Origin of the sequence: Halopseudomonas litoralis (genome assembly GCF_900105005.1) — a bacterium.
Lineage (GTDB): Bacteria > Pseudomonadota > Gammaproteobacteria > Pseudomonadales > Pseudomonadaceae > Halopseudomonas > Halopseudomonas litoralis.
The window spans coordinates 2,821,278-2,840,026 of record NZ_LT629748.1 but is presented as its reverse complement, the minus strand read 5'-3'; the positions used below and the strand labels follow the sequence as shown (position 1 = coordinate 2,840,026).

Below are 18,749 nucleotides of genomic sequence, written 5' to 3'. Positions count from 1 at the left end.
TACGCTGGCCGTGGAGGCTGGACGTTGTCAGGCCTCGCCGGGTTGGTTTGCAGCTGACAGCATGACACTGGCAGCTGATTCTCGGAGTTCCAATCTAGCACAGTGTGCTGAGAAAAACGCGGTTGCTCGCATGGTTGGGGGCGACTAGTCTTGTTGCATCTCTTGCAGGGTATTCATCTGCATCATCACAACAAGCGACATACGGAGTTTTCATGGCCGACAGTAAAGCAACTTTCAACTGGGCAGACCCGCTGCTGCTGGATCAGCAGCTCACTGAAGAAGAACGCATGGTGCGCGACTCGGCGGCGCAGTATTGCCAGGACAAGCTGATGCCACGGGTGCTCAACTCGTTCCGCAACGAGGACACCGATGCCAGCATCTTCCGTGAAATGGGCGAGTTGGGGCTGCTGGGCGCGACCATTCCTGTCGAGTACGGCGGCAGTGGCCTGAACTACGTATGCTACGGTCTGATCGCCCGTGAAGTAGAGCGTGTCGACTCCGGCTACCGTTCGATGATGAGTGTGCAGTCCTCGCTGGTAATGGTGCCGATCAATGAATTCGGTACTGAAGAGCAGAAGCAGAAATATCTGCCGAAGCTGGCCAGCGGTGAATATATCGGCTGCTTCGGTCTGACCGAGCCGAACCACGGTTCCGATCCGGGGTCGATGATCACCCGGGCGAAGAAAGTCGATGGTGGCTACCTGCTCAAGGGTGCCAAGATGTGGATCACCAACAGTCCGATTGCCGACGTGTTCGTTGTCTGGGCCAAGACCGAAGATGATCTGATCCGCGGCTTCATTCTGGAGAAGGGCTGGAAGGGGCTGAGCGCTCCGGCGATCAAGGGCAAGGTCGGCCTGCGTACTTCCATCACCGGTGAAATCGTGATGGACGATGTATTCGTGCCGGAAGAGAACCTGATGCCGGGCGTGACCGGCCTGCGTGGCCCCTTCACCTGCCTGAACTCGGCCCGTTACGGTATCGCCTGGGGCGCCTTGGGCGCGGCTGAATTCTGCTGGCACACCGCCCGCCAGTACACCATGGACCGTCTCCAGTTCGGTCGCCCCCTGGCGCAGACCCAGCTGGTACAGAAGAAACTGGCCGACATGCAGACCGAAATCACCATGGCATTGCAGGGCTGTCTGCGCCTGGGCCGCATGAAGGACGAAGGGACCGCCTCGGTGGAAATCACTTCCATCATGAAGCGCAACTCCTGCGGCAAATCGCTGGATATCGCCCGGGTAGCGCGGGACATGCTGGGTGGCAACGGGATTTCCGATGAGTATGGCGTCATTCGCCATGTGGTGAACCTGGAAGTGGTGAATACCTATGAAGGTACTCACGATGTGCACGCATTGATTCTGGGGCGTGCTCAGACAGGCTTGCAGGCGTTCTTCTAAGTACCAAGCACGCGTTCTACTAAAGCCCCGGTAGCGGTTACCGGGGCTTTTTGCTTTCAGAACGCCGTATTGGCAGGAATGATTAGCACAGGTTGACGACTTTCCCGAGCCACGCCTTCGGCGGTGCTGCCGATCATCAGATCCTGAAGCGGTGTGGTGCCGCGCTTGCCTAGAATGACCAGCGCCGCCTGCTCAGTTTCTGCCGCCTTGACGATCTGTTGTATTGCGTCGCCTTTCACATGGCGAGACACAACCTGACCATGGCGGCTGATAAGGTCGGCCGTCAGATTAGTGATAGTGGCTTCGTCATCGTCATGTTCGGTTTTGACCCATACCACCATACCCTGCCTGCCATCTTGCAGAAAATGTTCGAAACAACGCTGGGCAACGCGGGCTGGCGCCGAGCCGTCGGTGGCCAGCAGCACAGGCGCGCTGGGCTCCACTGCCGGACCGTCTGCTGCGAGGATCAACAGGGGCACACGCGTTATCCGCGCCAGGTTCAGCGTGATATTGCCGTAGAAAAAGGCGCGGCCCGCGGAGTGGCTCTGGTTGAGAACGATGATCCCATTGGCATCATGGCGTCGCGCGGCTTCATGCAGCTCGGTAGCCGCGAAGCCGCGACGCACCTCGTAATCCACCTCGATCCCCAGCTCGCTGCCCAGATTGGCTGCCAGGTCCTTGAGGTGGCCGGCAGCAGCGGCTTCGCTATCTTCAACGCTCATCCGGCGGGTGGTATCCACCACATGCACTATGGTCAACCTGTGGATGCCAGCCATCTGCACCACTGATGGCAATCTATCGCAGGTTTTCTGCCAACTTTCGGAATAATCAAAGCCGAGAATACAATGTTTCAGCATGGCCTCATCTCCTGTTGTCATATAGTCAGTCTAGTCGACGGTGACCGGAGCAGAAGGCTTAAATCAGAATGACAGGCGTTCGTTCGGTGTTATCGCGCCGCAGTCCGGTGATGTCCAGCGGGAAATTTCCAGCTGCTGAATGTTCGATGGCTGGCCGCTGCCCCCACCCTCATGGACCACTTGAAAGTGGCCATGCCCGAGAAAGGATGAACGGATTTCCTGGCTGCTGATGATTTCCAGTTCGCCCTGCATATCACCTTCGAAGCCGTTCTCGCCGCGACAATCGCCGCTGACGCGCAAGCGGGAGCGCTCCGCTGAACTCACCGTCAGTTCGCACTCCGGCACATTGCGCTGGATCTTCCTTCTCATTTCATCGATGTGCACCATGCTGGACGCCTGTTGTGGCGTGATGCATTCCATCCTGATGCCGGGGTTGCGCTGGGCTGCGACGCCTTCCAGCGCATCCCGCTGGTCTGCCGGCAATTGTTCGAGCAGCTGTTGCTGGGATTGCCGAATGGTTGGCATAGGGTCCTCGCCATTGATCAAAATGCGCGTTTCGCTACGCCATAAACCTGCTTCCGGTTTGGGGCTCAACTCATAGGCGTGCGCAGACAACGTAAGCGGAACCAGCAGCACGAGTGCGGATGGGGCGCTTTTCTTCATCTAGATCTCCTGACAAATAGCCAACCCTTCATTGGGACTTATCACTATAGCCGCTGCGGTAAAAAACGTCCGGTTTTGACTGTCTCAGTGCTTGTCCCGGCGTTTAGCTCGGCTGCGACGTTGCTCTTCCTGCTGGTGTTCGGCCAGCACCTCGCGTACGAAATCGATGTGTTCGCTGGCATGACGTCGGGCATCCTTGGCACGGCCTTCGATAATCGCCTCCAGCAATTCCCGATGCTGGCGCATCAGCATGGCGCGGGTACCCGGGCGCAAGGCGTACATGCCACCAATATTTGTCACTACGTTGCGCTTGAGTAGGTCGAACAGGCCGCGAATGGTGTGCAACAGGATGATGTTGTGACTGGCCTCGGCGATGGCCAGGTGAAAGCGCGCATCGGCGGCACCCTCCTCAGCTCTGCTGCCTCCTTCCCGGGTATAACAGGCTTGCAGCGCCTCGTAGGCCTTGCGCAAATGCTGATGGTCCACTTCGGTCGCGCGCAGGGCGGCATAATAAGCGCAATCGGCTTCCAGCGTATGACGAAACTCCAACAGATCCCGGTGGGCCTCGGGGCGGCCTTCGAGTAACTCCAGCAACGGGTCGCTGAAGCTGGAACCCAAGGATTCGGTGATGTAATTACCACCGCCCTGACGGCTTACCAACAAGCCGCGTGCCGCGAGTTTCTGAATCGCCTCGCGCAGGGAGGGCCGAGAAACGCCAAACTGCTCCGCCAGCTGGCGTTCCGCCGGTAATCGTTCTCCTGGCTTCAATATGCCGTCGAGCATCATCGACTCGAGCTGTTCAACGATATTGTCTGATAGCCGCTTTTGTTGGATCTGACCGATCTCCATCCAGTACTCCTGTTGGTCTGACCAATGAATGGAGAAGTATGCCGACTAAAATTCTTATCGAAAAGTTTTTCCGCTTATAAGACCAATGTCTAGTAAATCCTGTTTGACACTGCAGTACAGCTTTTTTACGATGATCCACATGCCTGGCAAATTGGTATTACCAATTTGCCAGAAGCTTCTCCAATAATAATTACGGAGCGCCATATGTCTTCTGCACTTCTCGCTGTGCTCGCCTTTGCCCCCATTCTTCTGGCCGGTGTTTTATTGATCGGGCTTCGCTGGTCGGCCAGGACCGCCATGCCTGTGGTTTATGCTGTCACCGTATTGATCGCTCTGTTCGCCTGGGACATGAGTTTCAACCGGGTGTTGTCCTCGACCTTGCAGGGGCTGATCATCACGCTGAGTCTGTTATGGATCATCTTCGGCGCTATTCTGTTGCTCAATACCCTGAAATATTCTGGTGGCATTGCGGCAATTCGCCTCGGCTTTGCAGCCATCAGTCCTGACCCGCGCATTCAAGTGGTGATCATCTGCTGGTTGTTTGGCTGCTTCATCGAGGGAGCTTCCGGGTTCGGTACTCCGGCGGCGATTGTCGCGCCGCTGCTGGTGGCGATGGGCTTTCCGGCGATGGCAGCGGTACTGATGGGGATGTTATTGCAGAGCACGCCTGTGTCCTTCGGTGCAGTGGGTACGCCGATCATTGTCGGTGTTACCGCCGGTGTCGATAACGGCGCGCTCGGCGAGTTGCTGGCGGTCCATGGATATGCCTGGACGGATTATGTGCAGTGGGTAACGGTGAAGGTTGCCATTATTCACGCGATGGTGGGCGTCGTCATGCCTGCGATCATGGTGTTGATGCTGACGCGGTACTTCGGTCGGGATAAAAGCTGGAAGGCAGGATGGGAGGCTGTGCCTTTCGCGCTGTTCGCTGGATTGGCCTTTGTGCTGCCTTATGTGGCGACCAGTATATTTTTCGGGCCGGAGTTTCCGTCGCTGCTGGGTGGGCTGGTCGGGCTGTCGATAGTGGTCCTGGCGGCGCGCTCTGGCTTTCTGGTACCACAAAACGTCTGGCAATTCGCGGATCGCAAGGACTGGCCGTCGAGCTGGGTGGGTACCATCGAGATGCGTGTGGAGGACCTCGGCAGCCGTCCTATGAGCAGTCTGCGAGCCTGGATTCCCTACGTGCTGGTGGGCATTCTGCTGGTGATCAGTCGGGTTTTCCCGGGGGTGACCGCAGCTCTGAAAAGCGTGGCGATTACTTTCACCGGTATTCTGGGTGAGGCGGGCATCAATGCCGGTCTCGATCCTCTTTACTTGCCCGGCGGCGTGCTGGTGGCGGTGGTGTTGGCGACTTTCTTTATTCACCGCATGCGTTTGAGCGAGTTCGGTCGGGCGGTGCGGGAATCCGGCGGTGTGCTGTTCAGCGCAGGTTTCGTGCTGCTGTTCACCGTACCCATGGTGCGTATTCTGATCAATTCGGGCGTGAATGCTGCCGATCTGCCCAGCATGCCAGTGGCTCTGGCCCACTTCGTTGCTGACAACGTGGGCGGTATCTATCCTTTGTTTGCGCCGGCCATCGGTGCGCTGGGCCGTTCCTGGCGGGTTCCAATACCGTCTCGAACATGATGTTCAGTCAATTTCAATTCGGCGTGGCAAGCAGTCTGGGACTGTCCACCGTGCTGGTGATTGCAGGCCAGGCCGTGGGTGCTGCCGCTGGCAATATGATCGCGATCCATAACGTGGTGGCCGCTTCGGCGACCGTCGGGATGCTGGGGCGCGAAGGGCTGACACTGCGCAAGACTGCGGGGCCGACGCTCTACTATGTAACTCTGGCCGGTATTCTGACGCTGCTGGGCTGTTATGTGTTGGGCCTGACCGACCCGGTGGCCATGAGTTGATGGCAGCCGTTGACTATTTACGACACAGTATGGGATTAGTTCGATGATCATTTCCGCCTCCACCGATTACCGCGCCGCCGCTGAGCGCCGGTTGCCACCTTTTCTGTTTCACTACCTTGATGGCGGTGCGTACGCTGAACATACGCTCAGGCGCAATACCGCAGATCTTGCCGACATCGCCCTGCGCCAGCGGGTATTGAAAGATATGTCCGAACTCTGCCTGGAAACCCGGCTGTTTGATGAGACTCTGGCGATGCCTGTGGCTCTGGCCCCGGTGGGACTCACGGGTATGTATGCTCGGCGCGGCGAGGTGCAGGCCGCGCGTGCGGCGGCGGCCAAGGGCATTCCTTTCACGCTGTCGACTGTCTCAGTCTGTCCGATCGAGGAAGTGGCGCCAGCCATCGATCGTCCAATGTGGTTCCAGTTGTATGTGTTGCGTGATCGCGGCTTCATGAAGAATGCGCTCGAGCGGGCCAAGTCCGCCGGGGTGACTACATTGGTTTTCACTGTCGACATGCCAGTACCGGGCGCGCGCTATCGCGATGCTCATTCGGGCATGAGCGGTGCAAATGGTCCGATGCGTCGCGTACTACAAGCGATGACTCATCCGCGCTGGGCGTTGGATGTCGGCTTGCTGGGCAAGCCGCATGACCTGGGTAATATCTCCGCCTATCGCGGCAACCCCACAGGCCTGGCCGATTACATCGGCTGGCTGGGGGCTAACTTCGATCCGTCGATCAGCTGGAACGACCTGGAGTGGATTCGCGAATTCTGGGATGGACCTATGGTGATCAAGGGTATTCTCGATCCTCAGGACGCCAAGGATGCGGTGAGTTTCGGCGCCGACGGTATCGTCGTATCTAACCATGGAGGGCGCCAGCTCGATGGTGTGCTGTCCAGCGCTCGGGCGCTGCCGGCTATCGCGGATGCGGTCAAGGGGCAGATCAAGATCCTCGCCGACTCCGGCATTCGTACCGGACTGGATGTGGTGCGGATGCTCGCGCTTGGTGCTGACTGCACGCTGATCGGTCGGGCATTCATTTATGCGCTCTCGGTGCATGGAGAAAATGGCGTGACCAATTTGCTGGAGCTGATCGAAAAGGAGATGCGCGTGGCGATGGTGCTGACCGGAGCAAAATCCATCAGCGATATTACTCCCGAACTGTTGGTCCGGAACCTGTGACCATCGCGGCTGCCAAAGAGTATCGCCGTGCTGCGCTACTCGCCAAACTGCGCGGTGTGGTCGGCACTTCCCATGTGTTGACCGGTGAGCAAACCACGCGGCGCTTTTGTCGCGGGCATCGCAGCGGCGCAGGCAAGGTCTTGGCGGTAGTGCGTCCCGGTACGCTGCTGGAGCAGTGGCAGTTAATGCTCGCCAGCGTGACTGCTGACTGTATTGTAATCATGCAGGCAGCTAACACCGGCTTGACCGGCGGTTCCACGCCGGATGGCGACGACTATGATCGCGATATCGTTCTGGTCAATACGCTGCGCATCACCGGTGTACAGCTGATCAACGATGGACGGCAAGCGGTCTGCCTGCCCGGTGCCACCCTTGATCGTCTGGAACAGGCGTTGGCGCCGCTGGAGCGCGAACCGCACTCGGTCATCGGCTCGTCGTGCATTGGTGCCTCGGTGCTTGGCGGCGTCTGCAATAATTCCGGCGGCGCACTGGTGCGCCGCGGCCCGGCCTACACCGAGCTGGCGCTTTATGCACAGGTGCGCGAAGACGGTAGCCTTGAGCTGGTCAATCATCTGGGGATAGAGCTGGGCGATAGCCCCGAAGAGATCCTCGAGCGTTTGCAGAACGCCGACTACGGCCCGCAGCATATCCGTAATGATGAGGGACCCACGGCATCGGATGCCCATTACGCTGAGCATGTGCGCGAGGTGGATGCCGATACCCCGGCGCGGTTCAATGCTGATCCGTCGCGGCTGTTCGAAGCGTCTGGCTCTGCCGGCAAGCTGTGTTTGTTCGCCGTGCGTCTGGATACCTTTGCCAAGGAGCCGAGCAGCGTCTTCTATATCGGCAGCAACGAGCCCGAGGATCTCACCGAGGTGCGTCGCCATCTGCTGACCCACCTGCCGCGCCTGCCGATCGCCGGGGAATATATCCACCGCACCGCCTTTGATATCGGTGAGAAATACGGCAAGGATACCTTCCTGCTGATCGACAGGTTCGGCACCGCGCGTGTACCGGCGGCCTTCGCCATGAAGAGCCGGATCGATGGTTTCTTCGAACGTTTCGGCTTGCGTGGCGTGACCGACCGGATGCTTCAGGTTGCGATGAACCTGCTACCCAGTCATCTGCCGCCGCGGATGCGCGTCTACCGTGACCGGTATGAGCACCACCTGCTGCTGCGGGTGTCCGACGATACGCTGGAACAGACCCGCACCTTCCTCGCCGCGTATTTTGCCGGACGCGACAGCGCTGGTTATTTCGAGTGCACCGCGGAGGAGGGGCGCAAGGCCTTCCTGCATCGCTTCGCCATTGCCGGTGCGGCGATTCGCTATCGCGAGGCGCACCGCAGCAGCGTCGAAGATATTGTCGCGCTGGATATCGCGTTGCGCCGTAATGATCGTGAGTGGGTGGAAACCTTGCCGGCCGAGCTGGAAGAGCAGATCGTCCACAAGCTTTACTACGGGCATTTCTTCTGTCACGTGTTTCACCAGGACTACATCATCAAGAAGGGAGTCGCTGCGCTGGATATGGAGCACCGCATGTGGGCGCTACTGGACCAGCGTCGCGCAGAATATCCGGCCGAGCACAATGTCGGGCATCTGTACGTGGCGAAGCCGGCGCTCGCCGGTTTCTACCGCGAGCTGGATCCAACCAATACCTTCAATCCGGGTATTGGCCATACGTCGAAGAAGCATGGGTGGGGTGAGTGCTGCGGGGGGTAGTGGTGCGATAACGTCCGGGTTCCTGACCAGTTATGCATTAGGCGCCGTCGTTGATCTGGTTGGCGCCCGGTTGTTCCGGGCGTCCAGCCGAATGAGCAAAGGGCGCAGATTGCGCCCAGGATGCTGATCAGTTGCTCAGCAGCGCCGGCTTTTCCCGGTGACCACGCTGACGGTTGCCTTTGGGAGCCTCCGGTACCGCCCGGTTGCCCATGGCCTGCAGGCGGCGTTCGCGAGCGACCGCATCATCCGGCTCGGTGATGCCCGGGCGGGCCTGTTGAGGACGACGCGGCTTATTACTGGTGGTGCTGCGTGACTTGTCGTTGCGACCCTGGCTACGGGCTTGCCCGCCAGCCGGGCGCTGACCGCGACCGTTGTTGGCGCCACGCGGACGCTCCGGACGGTCACTGTTGAGTTCGGCCTGAGCTGGCGGGACGAAGCCCTGCAGATCGCCTTCATCGAACTTCTGACGGGTCAGGCGCTCGATGGCCTTGAGCAGCTTTTCCTCGTCAGCGCTGACCAGCGAGACGGCTTCGCCGCTGCGACCGGCACGGCCGGTACGGCCGATGCGGTGTACATAATCTTCCGCTACGTTCGGCAGCTCAAAGTTGACCACGTGGGGCAGTTGATCGATATCCAGGCCGCGAGCAGCGATATCGGTGGCAACCAGTACGCGGATCTTGTTGGCTTTGAAATCGGCCAAGGCCTTGGTGCGGGCGCTCTGGCTCTTGTTGCCATGAATCGCCGCGGCCGGCAGGCCGTTCTTGTCCAGATACTCAGCCAGACGGTTGGCGCCATGCTTGGTGCGGGTAAATACCAGCACCTGTTCCCACGCGCCAACGGTGATCAGATGCGCTACCAGAGCACGCTTGTGACCGGCCGGAACACGGTAAACACGTTGTTCGATACGCTCGACGGTGGTGTTCAGCGGGGTGACCTGAATGCGCGCTGGATTATGCAGCATGCGGTTGGTCAGATCGGTGATCTCCGCTGAGAAGGTAGCGGAGAACAGCAGGTTCTGACGTTTGGCCGGCAGCTTGGCGATGACTTTCTTCACATCGTGGATGAAGCCCATGTCGAGCATGCGATCGGCTTCGTCCAATACCAGAAACTCGACAGCAGACAGATCGACGGCGCGCTGACCAACCAGATCCAGCAGTCGGCCCGGGCAGGCAACCAGGATATCCAGACCGGGGGCGATGGCTTTCATCTGCGGGTTGGCGCCGACGCCGCCGAAGATGCAGGTGCTGTGCAACTGTAGGTCAGTGGCATAGGAGCGAATGTTGTCATGCACCTGGGCCGCAAGTTCGCGGGTCGGTGTCAGAATCAGCGCTCGGACCTGACGCGGAACCCGCTTGTAGCCTGCGGCGCGCTGGCCATTGGGGAACAGCAATTCGAGAATCGGCAATGCGAAACCAGCGGTTTTGCCGGTGCCGGTCTGTGCAGCAACCATGAGGTCGCGACCTTCCAGTACGGCCGGGATGGCTTGGGTCTGGACAGGTGTAGGCGTGGTATAACCAGTGGCAGCCACGGCGCGCACCAGCGCGTCGGACAGGCCGAGAGAAGCAAAGGACATTCAGATAACCCTGTGATGGCCGTTTGCGAACAAGGACTGTCCGTGCGGCCGAAAAAAGAAGAGGCTGGATTGTAACAGAAATCAACCGGCCCCGTAGAAAAAAGCTTTACAGCGCGCCTGCAAGGCGTAGCGCAGGCGCGCCACCCCCTGGCGGTTCGGTTACAGGTTGCGCAATATTGCCAGGCTCGGTTGTGCCTGATTCAAGGTATAGAAGTGCAGGCTGGGCGCGCCGCCGGCCAGCAGCCGCTCGCACATCCGACTTATCACCTCGGTGCCGAAGGCGCTGATGCTGGCAGTATCGTCACCGTAGGATTCCAGTTGCTTGCGGATCCAGCGCGGGATTTCCGCACCACAGGCATCGGAGAAGCGCGACAGGCTGGTGTAGTTGGTGATTGGCATGATGCCCGGCACGATCGGGGTTTCCACGCCAGCCTTGCGGACCCTGTCGACAAAGTGGAAATAGCAGTCGGCGTTGAAGAAATACTGGGTGATGGCACTGTCAGCGCCCGACTGGACCTTGCGTATGAAATTCTCAAGGTCCGCCTCGAAATTGCGCGCCTGCGGGTGCGCTTCGGGGTAGGCGGCGACTTCGATGATGAAATGATCACCGGTTTCAGCGCGGATGAATTCCACCAGCTCGTTGGCATAGCGCAGTTCACCGGAAGCGCGGCCCATACCCGAAGGCAGGTCGCCGCGCAGGGCAACGATGCGGCGGATGCCCGCCTCGCGGTATTCATTGAGCAGTTGGCGCAGGTCTTCGTTGCTGTCGCCCACACAGGACAGGTGCGGCGCAGTGGGAATCTTCACCTGCTGATCCAGTTGCAGCACGGTATTGATGGTGCGGTCGCGGGTGGAGCCACCGGCACCATAGGTCACCGAGAAGAACTCGGGCTGCTGTTCGGCCAGCACATGGGCCGCAGCGATCAACTTCTCGTGGCCAGCCTCGGTCTTGGTTGGAAAGAACTCGAAGCTGACAGGAATATCTTTATTGGTAGTCATGACTCATCTCTGCTTTCACGCTGGGGTTGTCGGGCGTTCGCTCGACGACAGGCTTCAGCCCCCGGGGGCAGGCGTAGCGCAAGTGCGCTACGCCTGCCCAGGTGCACAAGCTGCAAGCCCTCAGTAGCGGTAAGTATCCGGCTTGAACGGGCCGTTCACCGGTACGCCGATGTAATCAGCCTGGGTCTGGGTCATCTGGGTGACGATGCCGCCGAAGCCCTTGACCATCTCCAGTGCGACTTCCTCGTCCAGCTCCTTGGGCAGCACTTCCACGCGCAGCAGCTCGGTTTTGGCGGTGGGATCCAGCTTGGCGTAGCCCTGCTTGAACAGGTGGATCTGCGCCAGCACCTGGTTGGCGAAAGAGCCGTCCATGATGCGGCTGGGGTGGCCAGTGGCGTTACCCAGGTTGACCAGACGGCCTTCGGCCAGCAGGATCAGGTAGTCATCATTGGCCGGATCGAAGTTGTCCTTGCCGGTGCGGTGGATCTTGTGCACCTGCGGCTTGACCTCTTCCCAGTGCCAGTTCTTGCGGGTGAAGGCGGTATCGATCTCGTTGTCGAAGTGGCCGATGTTGCACACCACGGCACGCTTTTTCAGCGCCTTGAGCATATTGGCGTCACAGACGTTGACGTTGCCGGTGGTGGTGACGATCAGGTCGATATTGCCCAGCAGCTCGCGGTTGATGCTGGCTTCGGTGCCATCGTTGACCCCATTGATATAGGGCGACACCACTTCGAAACCGTCCATGCACGCCTGCATGGCGCAGATCGGGTCGGCTTCAGCTACACGGACGATCATGCCTTCCTGGCGCAGGGACTGGGACGAGCCCTTGCCCACATCGCCATAACCGATGACCAGCGCCTTCTTGCCGGACAGCAGGTGGTCAGTGGCGCGTTTGATGGCGTCGTTCAGGCTGTGACGGCAGCCGTACTTGTTGTCGTTCTTGCTCTTGGTGACCGAGTCGTTGACGTTGATCGCCGGCACTTTCAGCGTGCCTTTCTTCAGCATGTCGAGCAGGCGGTGTACACCGGTTGTGGTCTCTTCGGTGACGCCATGCACGTTGTCCAGCACCTGGGGGAATTTCTCATGCAGGATCAGCGTCAGGTCGCCGCCATCGTCCAGTACCATGTTGGCATCCCACGGCTGGCCATCCTTGAGGATGGTCTGCTCGATGCACCATTCATACTCTTCGTCAGTCTCGCCCTTCCAGGCGAAGACCGGCACGCCGGCAGCAGCAATTGCAGCGGCAGCATGATCCTGGGTAGAGAAGATGTTGCACGATGACCAGCGCACTTCAGCGCCCAGCTCGACCAGAGTCTCGATCAGCACCGCGGTCTGAATAGTCATGTGGATGCAGCCCAGAATGCGCGCGCCCTTGAGCGGTTGCTCGGCAGCGTATTTGCGACGCATGGCCATCAGCGCCGGCATCTCGGACTCGGCGATGATGATTTCACGGCGGCCATAGTCGGCCAGGCTGATGTCAGCCACCTTGTAGTCGGCGAAATCGCCTTGCATAACTGCGCTCATATATTTCTCCAATCAGTTTCAGATGTCAGACGCGTTAAGATAGCGCCCTCAATGTTCCAAAGGGATGTAACGATGTTTGCTGTTCCAAACCCCAAAATCCTGCTGTTCGCTGCACTTGGTTTGACCTTGGCCGGCTGCAGCAGCGAAGTCGACCCCAACTCACCCGAGGGCAAGCGCCAGGCGGCGTTCAAGCACTTTCTCAGCCACAGTGAGCCGATGGGCGGCATGTTACGCGAGCGTCTGCCGTTCGACGGCGAGGCCTTTGCCGGTCATGCCCAGGCCCTGGCCGACTCGGTCGAAGCGCCCTGGGCGTATTTCCCTGAACCGGGGGACACGCAGCAGAAGAACGCTGCATTGCCCGAAGTCTGGTCTGACCCCCAGGGCTTCGCCCAGGCCATTGATCAATACCGCAGTGCGGTAGCTGACCTGGTTGTGGTCACCGAGCAAGGCGTTGAATCTCCCGCTCAGGTCACGGATGCTTTCACTGCGGTGCAGCAGAGCTGCAAAGGCTGCCACGACGGCTTCCGGCGCTGACGCTGAGAACCCTTCGCGGCGGCTGTGCCATCAGATGCCCGCATCTGCGCGTAGCGCGTCAGCCCGGTCGGTCTTCTCCCATGGGAAGGCGGTAAAGGTCTCATCCTTTACTGTCATCTCGAACGGGTTGCGACCGAAGTGACCGTAGGCGGCAGTGGCGCGGTACATCGGATGCAGCAAATCGAGCATGCGGGTGATTGCGTAGGGCCGCAGGTCGAAGTGCTCGCGTACCAGCTTGATGATCTTGTCATCACTGATCTTGCCGGTGCCGAAAGTGTTGATCGATACCGAGGTCGGCTGGGCCACGCCGATGGCATAGGACACCTGGATCTCGCAGCGATCGGCCAGGCCGGCGGCGACAATGTTCTTGGCCACGTAGCGGCCGGCATAGGCAGCGCTGCGGTCGACCTTGGACGGGTCCTTGCCGGAGAAGGCACCGCCGCCATGGCGGGCCATGCCGCCGTAGGTGTCGACAATGATCTTGCGGCCGGTCAGGCCGCAGTCGCCCACCGGACCGCCAATGACGAATTTGCCGGTCGGGTTGATGTGGTACTGAGTGTCAGCGTGCAGCAGATCAGCCGGGATCACGTGCTTGATGATGGTTTCCATCACCGCTTCGCGCAGATCGGCCTGCTCGATCTCCGGATTGTGCTGAGTCGACAGTACGATGGCATCAATGCCTACGACTTTGCCGTTGTCATAGCGGCAGGTCACCTGCGACTTGGCGTCCGGGCGCAGCCAGTTCAGTGTGCCATTCTTGCGCACTTCTGCCTGGCGCTCGACCAGACGGTGGGCGAAGGTGATGGGGGCGGGCATCAGCACGTCGGTCTCGTTGCTGGCATAGCCGAACATCAGACCCTGATCGCCGGCGCCCTGGTCTTCCGGGTTCTGGCGGTCGACGCCCTGGGCGATGTCGGGTGACTGCTTGCCGATGATGTTGATCACGCCGCAGGTATCGGCGTCGTAACCGACCTCGGAGGAGGTGTAGCCGATGTCCTTGATCACGCCGCGCACCAAATCTTCCAGATCGACCCAGGCGCTGGTGGTGATTTCGCCACCAACGATGGCAACCCCGGTTTTCACCATGGTTTCGCAGGCCACGCGGGCATATTTGTCCTCGCAGAGGATGGCATCCAGCACGGCGTCGGAAATCTGGTCAGCCAGCTTGTCCGGATGGCCTTCGGAGACCGATTCGGAAGTGAAAATCGAGTAGTCGCTCATAGTCATAGCCCTTTCGTTAACAGGGGTCGGCTACCGGGCAAACAGCGCTTTGTGCGCGTATTACCGGTCGTCCTTGGTAAATTGTTGAAGCTGAATCTGAAAACCGTTGCGCAGGCCCATATAAAGGCTGCCGCCGACATCCAGTCCGGCGTTCTCGGCCCAGCGCGCCAGGTCATCCTTGTCAAAGCCCAGCCAGAGATCGCCGCAGGTATCCCGGACCCAGCTTTGGTCATGACTGCACAGCTCGGTCAGTACCAGACTGCCGCCGGGTTTGAGCAGATCAGCAAAACGCTTCAGCGCCTCGGCCGGAGCCGGCATATGGTGCAGCACCATATTGCATACCAGGCAGTCGGCGGCGGGCAGCTCCAATGGCTGCAAGGCATCTGCCAGCAGGCAATCCACATTGCTCAGACCCGCCTCGGCACACTGCTGCTGAGCCCTTTCCAGCATAGCCGGTGCGTTATCCAGTGCCAGTACCCGGTCGAAACGAGAGGCCAGATCCGGCAGAAAACCGCCTTCGCCGGGACCGACTTCGATGGCCAGGCCGCTGGCAGGTAACGCCAGGCTGTCGATCAGGCTCAGCAAAGGCTCGCGATACAGACCGAAATGCGCAATCAGGTCCTGCTGGGCTGGCGTGCCGTCGGCAAAACGGGCGAAGAACTGCTGGGAAATCTCGCCGCGCTGCCCATGCACGACCGCAATCGCCTGGCTCAGCCGCGGGTCGGAGGGCAGTGCATCCAGTCCCTGCAGCAGCGGCTCGTGCAAGTGCTGGCATGGGCCGCTGGCGTCCGGCAGGCTGCGCCGATAGAAGATCGAATTGCCTTCACGTCGGGTGCTGACCAGTCCGGCGTTGGCCAGCACCTTGAGGTGGTGACTCATGCCGGACTGACGGGTATCGAAGATCTGCGCCAGTTCCAGTACGCCGAAGGAGTCATTGCGCAGTACCCGCAGGATATCCAGCCGCAACACATCACTCGCGGCCTTGCAGAAGGCGGCCAGTTGTTCGGTGGCGGTAGGCGCGGCAGGCGCGAGACGGATTGGATCATTCATGGCGAAGCAGTCTAGTGGGGTGACGGGGTTATCGCAATATCTGTATCAAAAAGTTTTGATATAGAGTCGTGCCCGCCTCCATTCGTCTCGTAACCACGGTCTTTGCGTAACGCATTCGGGGTTTTCATTGCCCGTTGCCGCTGTTTGGGCGAAAATGCCGTCCTTTATTTCCGGTGCACCGGTTTCGAGCCGTTTCGCCCTCTGTCTTGCCAAATCACAGGAGTTGTTCATGCCCAGTCGTCGTGACCGAGCCAATGCCATACGTGCCCTCAGCATGGATGCCGTGCAGAAAGCCAACAGTGGTCATCCGGGTGCGCCCATGGGTATGGCGGATATCGCCGAGGTGCTGTGGCGCGATTTCATGAAGCACAACCCGGCCAACCCGACATGGGCTGACCGCGACCGCTTCGTGTTGTCCAACGGCCATGGCTCCATGCTCATCTATTCGCTGCTGCACCTGACCGGTTATGACTTGTCGATCGACGATCTGAAGAGTTTCCGTCAATTGCACAGCAAGACCCCGGGGCATCCTGAGCTGGGCTACACGCCGGGCGTGGAGACCACCACCGGCCCGCTGGGGCAGGGTCTGGCCAACGCGGTCGGCTTCGCCCTGGCGGAAAAGATCATGGCGGCCCAGTTCAACCAGCCCGGCCACGATATCGTCGATCATGATACCTACGTGTTCCTCGGCGATGGCTGCATGATGGAAGGCATCTCCCACGAAGTCTGCTCGCTGGCCGGCACCCTGGGGCTGAATAAACTGACTGCCTTCTATGACGACAACGGCATCTCCATCGATGGCGAAGTGCATGGCTGGTTCACCGACGATACCCCGCGCCGCTTCGAGTCCTACGGCTGGCAGGTGATTCGCAATGTCGACGGCCACGATGCCGACGAGATCAAGACGGCTATCGAAACCGCGCGCAAGAGCGACAAGCCGACGCTGATCTGCTGCAAGACCGTCATCGGCTTCGGTTCGCCAAACAAACAGGGCAAGGAATCGTCCCATGGCGCCGCCCTGGGTGATGCCGAGATTGCCCTGACCCGCGAAGCGCTGGGCTGGAAGCACGTCCCATTCGAGATTCCTGCCGACATCTATGCCGAGTGGGATGCAAAAGACGCCGGAAGCAAGGCCGAGCAGCAGTGGAATGAGAAATTTGCCGCCTATCAGGCCGAATTCCCCGAACTGGCTGCCGAATTCACCCGGCGTATGGCTGGCGAACTGCCGGCTGACTTCGACGAGAAGGCCTCGGCCTACATCCGCGAAGTGGCAGAAAAGGGCGAGAACATCGCCAGCCGCAAGGCCAGCCAGAATTGCCTGAACGCCTTCGGTCCGATGCTGCCGGAGCTGCTCGGTGGCTCGGCCGACCTGGCCGGTTCCAATCTGACCCTGTGGGACGGCTGCAAGCCGGTCGTGCAGGAAGATGCCTCTGGCAACTACATGTACTACGGTGTGCGTGAATTCGGCATGGCCGCGATCATGAACGGCGTAGCGCTGCACGGCGGCCTGGTGCCCTACGGTGCGACTTTCCTGATGTTCATGGAATACGCGCGCAACGCGGTTCGCATGTCGGCGCTGATGCGCCAGCGGGTCATCTATGTGTTCACCCACGACTCCATCGGTCTGGGCGAAGACGGCCCGACTCACCAGCCGGTCGAACAGCTGACCAGTCTGCGCACCACGCCGAATCTGGATACCTGGCGCCCGGCCGATACCGTCGAATCGGCAGTGGCCTGGAAGCATGCGCTGCAGCGCAACGATGGCCCCAGCGCGCTGATCTTCTCGCGTCAGAACCTGCCATGCCATATCCGCGACCATGAAACCGAGGCGTCCATCGCCCGTGGTGGTTACGTGCTCAAAGGCTGTGAAGGTGAGCCGGAACTGATCCTGATCGCCACCGGCTCGGAAGTCGGGCTGGCCATGCAGGTCTGGGACAAGCTCAACGAACTGGGCCGCAAGGTACGCGTGGTGTCAATGCCCTGTACCAGCGTGTTCGACCAGCAGGATGCCGAATACCGTCAGGCGGTACTGCCGCTGGAAGTCGGCGCGCGCATCGCCATCGAAGCGGCGCATGCCGACTACTGGTACAAGTATGTGGGTCTGGATGGCCGTGTCGTCGGCATGCACAGCTACGGTGAATCGGCTCCGGCAGGGGAGTTGTTCGAGGAGTTCGGCTTTACCGTCGACAACATCCTGCTGGTGGCTGACGAACTGCTCGAAGACGAGTGAGCATGTCTCGCGACCGACCCTATCGCATCGCCCTCAACGGTTACGGCCGTATCGGGCGCTGCGTGCTGCGTGCCCTGCATGAGCGGGGCGGTAATGCGATGCAGATCGTTGCGTTGAACGACCTGGCCGATCAGGCCAGCGTCGAGTACCTGACTCGTTTCGATTCGACCCATGGCCGGTTTCCCGGCGAGGTGCGGGTCGATGGTGATTGTCTGCATATCAATGGCCAGTGCGTGCAGGTGCTGTGCGCGCCGCAGCCCGAGGATATCGATTGGGCCGCGCTGGATATCGATCTATTGCTCGAATGCTCGGGTCAATACACCAGCCGCGCCGATGGCGAGCGTTTTCTGCAGGCCGGAGCGCCTCGGGTGCTGTTTTCCCAGCCGATGGCCAACGCCGAGGCGGTGGACAGCACACTGGTCTACGGCGTCAATCACCAGCGGCTCGACGCCCGGCATCGGCTGGTATCCAACGCCTCCTGCACCACCAATGCCAGTGTGCCAGTGCTGGATATCCTGAATCGCCAGTTGGGGTTGGAGCAGGTATCCATCACCACTATCCATTCGGCGATGAATGACCAGCCGGTGATTGATGCTTATCACCATAGCGATCTGCGGCGTACCCGCTCGGCCTTCCAGTCGGTGATTCCGGTTTCCACCGGACTGGCGCGGGGCATCGAGCGGCTGCTGCCGGAGCTGACCGGTCGCGTGCAGGCCAAGGCCATGCGCGTGCCGACGGTCAACGTATCGGCGCTGGATATCACCCTGCAAACCTCACGCGATACCAGCGCGGAGGAAGTGAACCGTCTGCTCAAATCCGCGTCAGAGTCTGAGTATCACGGCCTGCTCGACTACACCGAGCTGCAACACGCCAGTTGTGATTTCAACCACGACCCGCATTCAGCTATCGTCGACGGTAGTCAGACCCGGGCGGCAGGGCCGCGGCTGGTCAATCTGCTGGTGTGGTTCGACAACGAATGGGGTTTTGCCAATCGCATGCTGGACGTAGCGGATTACTGGCTGCAACTGGCGAACCGCGATAGTTGAG

13 protein-coding genes and 2 pseudogenes are annotated in these 18,749 nt (G+C 60.0%); 7 read left to right on the top strand and 8 right to left on the bottom strand.

Translation table 11 applies throughout. From position 1 onward, the window contains the following. The first annotated feature begins 212 nt into the window (after positions 1 to 212). Positions 213 to 1,397 (top strand): acyl-CoA dehydrogenase, encoded by a 1,185-nt coding sequence (locus tag BLU11_RS13665; RefSeq protein ID WP_090274277.1) that lies wholly within the window; start codon positions 213 to 215, stop codon positions 1,395 to 1,397. Between the two features lie 56 nt (positions 1,398 to 1,453). On the opposite strand, the gene BLU11_RS13660 is transcribed toward BLU11_RS13665, so the two are convergent. From BLU11_RS13660 to BLU11_RS13650, 3 genes are all read right to left on the bottom strand, one after another. Further along, a complete protein-coding gene (locus tag BLU11_RS13660; protein WP_172828693.1) occupies positions 1,454 to 2,254 on the bottom strand; it encodes a universal stress protein in 801 nt (266 codons plus the stop codon). A gap of 63 nt (positions 2,255 to 2,317) precedes the next feature. After that, positions 2,318 to 2,917, bottom strand: a complete 600-nt coding sequence (locus BLU11_RS13655) for a DUF3617 family protein (RefSeq protein WP_090274273.1) — start codon at positions 2,915 to 2,917, stop codon at positions 2,318 to 2,320. 84 nt (positions 2,918 to 3,001) lie between these two features. After that, on the bottom strand, positions 3,002 to 3,766 hold the full coding sequence (locus tag BLU11_RS13650) for an FCD domain-containing protein (protein WP_090274271.1): 765 nt from the start codon (positions 3,764 to 3,766) through the stop codon (positions 3,002 to 3,004). A 204-nt stretch (positions 3,767 to 3,970) separates the two neighbouring features. Between BLU11_RS13650 and BLU11_RS13645 the strand changes: the two are divergent. The 3 genes and pseudogenes from BLU11_RS13645 to dld all read left to right on the top strand — a co-directional run bounded on the left by BLU11_RS13645 (position 3,971) and on the right by dld (position 8,568). Continuing rightward, positions 3,971 to 5,664, top strand: a pseudogene (locus tag BLU11_RS13645) (L-lactate permease). Positions 5,665 to 5,707: 43 nt separating this feature from the next. Then, positions 5,708 to 6,847 carry an FMN-dependent L-lactate dehydrogenase LldD gene (gene lldD, locus BLU11_RS13640; protein ID WP_090274269.1) on the top strand — a complete coding sequence of 380 codons (1,140 nt, stop codon included), beginning with the start codon at positions 5,708 to 5,710 and terminating at the stop codon, positions 6,845 to 6,847. Next, complete coding sequence (dld, locus tag BLU11_RS13635; protein ID WP_231702205.1) at positions 6,844 to 8,568, top strand: D-lactate dehydrogenase; 1,725 nt, start codon at positions 6,844 to 6,846, stop codon at positions 8,566 to 8,568. Before lldD ends, dld begins: the two co-directional genes overlap by 4 nt. A gap of 181 nt (positions 8,569 to 8,749) precedes the next feature. On the opposite strand, the pseudogene BLU11_RS13630 reads toward dld, so the two are convergent. From BLU11_RS13630 to ahcY, 3 genes and pseudogenes are all read right to left on the bottom strand, one after another. Continuing rightward, a pseudogene (locus tag BLU11_RS13630) lies at positions 8,750 to 10,141 on the bottom strand (DEAD/DEAH box helicase); the annotation flags it as partial. Between the two features lie 159 nt (positions 10,142 to 10,300). Next, positions 10,301 to 11,140 carry a methylenetetrahydrofolate reductase [NAD(P)H] gene (gene metF / locus BLU11_RS13625; RefSeq protein ID WP_090274265.1) on the bottom strand — a complete coding sequence of 280 codons (840 nt, stop codon included), beginning with the start codon at positions 11,138 to 11,140 and terminating at the stop codon, positions 10,301 to 10,303. 120 nt (positions 11,141 to 11,260) lie between these two features. Further along, positions 11,261 to 12,667, bottom strand: a complete 1,407-nt coding sequence (gene ahcY, locus BLU11_RS13620; protein ID WP_090274263.1) for an adenosylhomocysteinase — start codon at positions 12,665 to 12,667, stop codon at positions 11,261 to 11,263. Positions 12,668 to 12,739: 72 nt separating this feature from the next. On the opposite strand from ahcY, the gene BLU11_RS13615 reads away from it, so the two are divergent. Then, positions 12,740 to 13,201, top strand: coding sequence for a c-type cytochrome (locus BLU11_RS13615; protein ID WP_090274261.1), 462 nt, complete (start codon positions 12,740 to 12,742; stop codon positions 13,199 to 13,201). A gap of 30 nt (positions 13,202 to 13,231) precedes the next feature. Here BLU11_RS13615 and metK read toward each other — a convergent pair whose 3' ends face one another. Then, positions 13,232 to 14,422 (bottom strand): methionine adenosyltransferase, encoded by a 1,191-nt coding sequence (gene metK, locus BLU11_RS13610; protein ID WP_090274259.1) that lies wholly within the window; start codon positions 14,420 to 14,422, stop codon positions 13,232 to 13,234. Positions 14,423 to 14,482: 60 nt separating this feature from the next. Beyond that, positions 14,483 to 15,472 carry an ArsR/SmtB family transcription factor gene (locus BLU11_RS13605; protein WP_090274257.1) on the bottom strand — a complete coding sequence of 330 codons (990 nt, stop codon included), beginning with the start codon at positions 15,470 to 15,472 and terminating at the stop codon, positions 14,483 to 14,485. A gap of 229 nt (positions 15,473 to 15,701) precedes the next feature. On the opposite strand from BLU11_RS13605, the gene tkt reads away from it, so the two are divergent. Further along, on the top strand, positions 15,702 to 17,702 hold the full coding sequence (tkt, locus tag BLU11_RS13600; protein ID WP_090274255.1) for a transketolase: 2,001 nt from the start codon (positions 15,702 to 15,704) through the stop codon (positions 17,700 to 17,702). 2 nt (positions 17,703 to 17,704) lie between these two features. Beyond that, positions 17,705 to 18,748 carry an erythrose-4-phosphate dehydrogenase gene (epd, locus tag BLU11_RS13595; protein ID WP_090274254.1) on the top strand — a complete coding sequence of 348 codons (1,044 nt, stop codon included), beginning with the start codon at positions 17,705 to 17,707 and terminating at the stop codon, positions 18,746 to 18,748. The last annotated feature ends 1 nt before the right edge of the window (position 18,749 follow it).